This window comes from Leisingera sp. ANG-M1, assembly GCF_000813745.1.
GTDB lineage: Bacteria > Pseudomonadota > Alphaproteobacteria > Rhodobacterales > Rhodobacteraceae > Leisingera.
Map to the genome: position 1 here is coordinate 15,283 of NZ_JWLC01000040.1, position 2,465 is coordinate 17,747.

Below are 2,465 nucleotides of genomic sequence, written 5' to 3' on the forward strand. Positions count from 1 at the left end.
GATGTGAACCGTTGCAAGTCCACACCCACGTGCGCGCCGCTAGACAAGGCTATGGCACCGCCTCTTGCTCCATAACTGATGCTGATATCCTTTATGCCCAGGGATTTTCCCATTAACCCGGCGACCCTAGGCCGCCCCCTGGCGTCATGATCGATCCGCAGGCTTTTTTGATCCAGGCCAAGCCAATCCGCAAGCGTCTCCCGGAGAGCTCTACGCAGTTCCATCCGGCGGTCGGTAAAGATATGACGGTCCGCCACTGCTTTTGGCTGAACCAGAACGACGCAATCCGGCCCGCTAAACATCAGAATGCGGCCTCCAGAACAATGCCGAGCTGGTTCTTTTCAACGCTGCGGGCAAATTCGCTTTCGCGGGCGCCGAAACTGTTGCTTAGGCTCAGCGCGAGCTTGGTGTTGTCCGAAAGGGCGTGATTGATACGCAGGTTGAATGTTCCGGACCCATCATCCAGACCAAGCATGGTGGACAGCTCCATTTCCAGATCGCTACTGAACAAGTTCGGATGATACAGCCGAAGAAAGGCGTAGTTCGAACGCAGGTATGGCTGTTCGGCAATGTTGCCAAGTGCGGCGATTCGTGACGCGGCAAGGGCAGAGTTTGGCGGGTTGCTGGCATCGATTGCGGCAATGTAGCGGTCCCATTCCGACTGATTATACCCCTGCGACAAATGAGAGTATTCCAAATTTGCGGTCAATCCGTTCGAAAAGGGATAACTCAGCCCCAGAGTTGCCTCGCCTTCCCAATCTTTTTCCGTCGTGGGAAAAACATCCCCTGCCGCCGTCACACGCGGCAGGCTCCGGCCCTGCCGCGCTACAAGATCGCCATAAAGCAATAGGCCATTGTGATAGGGTATGACCCCAGAGATGCCGACACCGGGCCGGTCGTCATTAAACGCAAAAAACGTCAGGTCCGCCTGCATCTCGCCAACTGCAGTACGATACGACAGATAGGCACGGCTCGGCTCGGACGGGTTAATGTCCTTTGTGGTTGGCGCCCAATATCCGAGCAAGGCTGCGCCATTGTTAAAAAACAGTTCCGCCCCGGCCATGTCGATGCCTTCCAATTCGGCGCGTTGGGTTTCTGGCGGCAGACTGCGGTCCAGTTTGCTGGCATCCAGAAAGACATCCGCCGGATTGATCCCTAAGGATTGACCGGCCGCCATGTTTCGCCGTCCGGCAAAAACAACCAGAAAATCACTTGCCGAATAGTCGGCATAAAGCTCGTCGATGCTTATCCCGATACCGCCTGATACGCTATTGGGGGCATGGCTAGCGGTATCAAAAAAGCCACGCGCCTGTCCCGAAACACGCAGGTCGCCAAAGTTATGCTGAAATTGCAGCATCAGTTTCCAATAGGCTTGCTTTTCCTCGTATCCCTTAGCTGTAGGGGACAATACCAGTGGTGTTTCCCGAAGCGCGCTGAACCGGCTTCCAAACGACAATTGTCCAGAAATTCCGTCCGCTGCGACGACCCCGGGAAGCACGCCGGCCCCTGCTGCCAGCAGGAAAGATAGCAGACAAGTCCGCCTGGGGCCGGTCATTTGAGCTTGTCCAGGTAGGACGGCTGAAACCAAGCAGGCGGTGTGTTCTCGATCCGCATGTTGGAATAACGCATCACGGATTGCGCCCCGCCATCAAGGTGGTCAACCACCCGCACCTGCATAGGACGCGGCATCCCCAGAACCTGTTTGTACTTTTCGAAATGCAGGGTCTTGAGCCTGTGCGATCCGTTGGCGGAATAGAAGTCTGCCGAAAGGGGGCGGGCATCAGAAGTCTGGACGGTGAGAACGATCCGGGCATAGGCGGTGCCCTTTCCTGCCGCCACCAGTGTCAGCTCCGTATTTTTGCCCGAGGTGTTTGTGCCAACCACCTTGTAATCCTCGGAAAACACGGTGCGTGCCACATCAGCGCTTGAAACCGCACCAAGAACTTGTTGCTGTGGTGCAATCCTCAAGGCCCGGCGGGTGCCGGGGACAAAGGCCCACATATTGCGCCCGGTATACAGGATAGAGCGGCCCGCAAAGGTTTTCGGCGCCGTGTAGAGAACCAGTCCCTTGGTTTTTTCCCGGACGCGAACGGTCATGTTGATCTGCTTGTTGGCGACATCGCTCAGTTGAACGTCAAAGACAAAATTGTCGCCAGGTGCCCGAAACTGATCGGCCTTGCGCAACAGCGACTGTCCATCTGCCATAGCCGCCCCGTCCAGCAGGAGCACCAGAGCGGCTGCCGCACCGGTAAGTCTGAACAATGCAGGCAGCAAAAGAGGCACGATGGAAATGGGTCTGTGCAGGTTCATGATCTCAACCCTTCCACGATTTTTTTCCTTTGACCGCTAACCGCGGGAATGATTGATGACAGCAATGCGGCAAGGATGCTGATTGCCACCGCAAGGGCGGCATCCTCGGCACGAATGTTCAAAAAGGCCTGATAGCCTTGCGACATGGCGGGGGG

At 56.3% G+C, this 2,465-nt stretch carries 3 protein-coding genes; all 3 read right to left on the reverse strand.

The genetic code is table 11. From position 1 onward, the window contains the following. On the reverse strand, window positions 1-302 hold a 302-nt coding region (locus RA19_RS27275; RefSeq protein ID WP_039168378.1), incomplete at its 3' end, for a hypothetical protein. Continuing rightward, window positions 302-1,555 carry a hypothetical protein gene (locus RA19_RS24860; RefSeq protein ID WP_152615875.1) on the reverse strand — a complete coding sequence of 418 codons (1,254 nt, stop codon included), beginning with the start codon at window positions 1,553-1,555 and terminating at the stop codon, window positions 302-304. The genes RA19_RS24860 and RA19_RS27275, both read right to left, overlap by 1 nt. Further along, window positions 1,552-2,310, reverse strand: coding sequence for an outer membrane lipoprotein-sorting protein (locus RA19_RS24865; RefSeq protein ID WP_039168384.1), 759 nt, complete (start codon window positions 2,308-2,310; stop codon window positions 1,552-1,554). Before RA19_RS24865 ends, RA19_RS24860 begins: the two co-directional genes overlap by 4 nt. Between the last annotated feature and the right edge of the window lie 155 nt (window positions 2,311-2,465).